This window comes from Solidesulfovibrio sp. (assembly GCF_029978005.1).
Taxonomy (GTDB): Bacteria; Desulfobacterota; Desulfovibrionia; order Desulfovibrionales; family Desulfovibrionaceae; genus Solidesulfovibrio.
In genome coordinates, this window is sequence record NZ_JARKOZ010000196.1 from 1 (window position 1) to 2,081 (window position 2,081).

The window sequence follows — 2,081 nt, forward strand, 5'->3', positions numbered from 1 at the left end:
GGGCCGGACGGTGCTGGCCGGCTTTGCGGCCTGCGTCGTCCGGCCCATTTCCCGGACCACAACGACCGACGCCCCGCCGCCCACCGTTCCCACACGCCTCCCCGCCCGCACCCGTCGGGGAGGTCCAGGAGGGGGTCACCCCCTCCTGGCCGCCGGAGGCATTCCCCCTCAAAAATTCGGACTCGGGCTGCTGCCACCTGCACCGCCGCTGCCGCCTGCGGCTCCCTCCGCAGCCTTGGCCTGATCCCCGGTCGTCGCCGGGCGTGCGGCCACGAGGCCCGCGGCCTTGAGCTTTTCCATGACTCCGGCGAGCATGGCGAAGGATTCGACGAAGCCTTCGGTGGTCATGACGAGGCGCTGTTTGCGTTCCTTGGTGGGTTGGCCCTTGGCGTCGAGGCCTTCGCCCATGGCGAAGAAGTCGATGCGTACGGCTCCCTTGCCGAAGCCGACGCCGAGGATGCCGTCCACGAAAAGTTCGTCGCTCATGAGGGGGTCTGCTCCTTGGGGTTCAGGGTTCGCGCAGGCTTTCGTCGAAGGCGCGCACCAGGGGGTAGGCGAGGTAGGTGATGACGCGGCGCTGGCCGACCTTGATCTCGGCCGTGGCGGACAGGCCCGGGAAGAGGTGGAAGTCGGGCGGCACGTCGGTGAGGCCGACGTCGGTGAGGACGGCGCGCACGCGGTAGAACAGGCGCTGGCCGTCCGGGGTCTGTTTTTCCAGGGCGTCGGGGCTGATGGTTGCGACCACGCCCTGGGCCGTGCCGTGGCGCTGGAAGGGGAAGGCGTCGAACTTGACGCGCACGGCGTCGCCCGGGCGCACGCGGCCGATGTCCTGGGCGGCGACCTCGGCTTCCACGACGAGGTCGTCGTCTTTGGGCACGAGAGTGAGGAGCGTCTCGCTGGCGGCGGCCACGGCCCCGGCGGCCTTGGCGGCAACATCCAGCACTGTGCCGGCCTCGGGTGCGCGCAGCACGACCTGTTCGCGCAGGTGGGCGGCCTTGCGGCGCTGTTCCTCGGCCGCGGCCAGGTCGCGGCTGGCCTGGGCCAGGTCCCGGGCGGCCTCGGCGGTCCAGTTGGTCTGGAAGTCGCGTTTCTCGGCCTCGGCCCGGGCCAGGGATTCGCGCAGCTCGGCCGCCTCGTTGCCGAGCTTGGTCAACTGCCCCTCGGCCTCGATGCGCTGGCTCTGGGCCTTCATGAATTCGACCTTGGAGCTGGCTCCCTGGTTGTAGATGTCGCCGTACATGCGTTCCAGGTCCCGGGCCAGGGCGATCTGCTTCTTGTTCTTGGCCGCCTCGGCGGCGTTGGTGGCGAGCTTGGCCGAGAGTTCGCCGGTGCGCCGGGTCAGGGCGTCGAGCTTGGCGGCGTATTCCTTGCGCCGGGCCTGCAGGAGGTCGCGCTCCAGGCGCAGGTCGTCGGCGGAGAGCTCCCGGGGCGGGGAACAGGCCCCGGAGGTTTCGCAGGTCAGCCGCCAGACCTTGGCGGCCAGGCCGCGCTGCTCCTTGTCGCGTTCGGCGAGCCCGGCCTCTGCCAGGGTGGCGTCCAGGGTGACGAGGGGGTCGCCGGCGGCCACGGTCTGGCCGCCGGTGACGTGGATTTCGCGGATGACGCCGCCGTCCTGGGAGGCCACGGCGACGTTGCGCCGGGCCGAGGCGACCTTGCCCGGCGCGGCCACGATGCGGTCCACCTGGGCCAGGCAGGCGAAGAGCAGGGCGCTGAGAATGAAGGCGAGCAGCAGGTAGAGGGTGACCCGGTAGCGCACGGGCGTGGGCGCGGCCAGGATCTCCAGGGCCGGCGGCTGAAAGGCGGCGAAACGCGCCGCCGGCGGCGCGGCCCCGGCCACGGCCGGCAGCCGCCTACGCTTCCACGGCGCGATCACGAAAACCTCCTTTGGCCATCCCTGCTCCCCCTTGCGGGAGGTCCAGGAGGGGCAGTGCCCCTCCTGGCCGCCGGAGGCGTCTTTTCTCCCCCTCCCTCCCTACAACTGCACACGCCGCGCCGCGTCGAGGGTGCGGGCGTAGTCGTCCTCGGAATGGGCGAAGGACGTGAAGGCGCATTCGTAGGCCGAGGGGGCGAGGATGACGCCG

The 2,081-nt window shown here is 71.5% G+C and carries 2 protein-coding genes; both read right to left on the minus strand.

What is annotated here, in order from left to right; genetic code table 11:
• Window positions 1–168: 168 nt before the first annotated feature.
• Entirely contained in the window at window positions 169–486 is a 318-nt protein-coding gene (locus Q1K70_RS20420; protein ID WP_300163986.1) for a hypothetical protein, read from the minus strand.
• A 22-nt stretch (window positions 487–508) separates the two neighbouring features.
• Window positions 509–1,873, minus strand: a complete 1,365-nt coding sequence (locus tag Q1K70_RS20425) for an HlyD family type I secretion periplasmic adaptor subunit (RefSeq protein ID WP_300163989.1) — start codon at window positions 1,871–1,873, stop codon at window positions 509–511.
• Between the last annotated feature and the right edge of the window lie 208 nt (window positions 1,874–2,081).

What these genes read in the sequence shown, in the direction of transcription:
- Q1K70_RS20420 (WP_300163986.1), bottom strand. Translation starts at nt 486, where the DNA reads ATGAGCGACGAACTTTTCGTGGACGGCATCCTCGGCGTCGGCTTCGGC.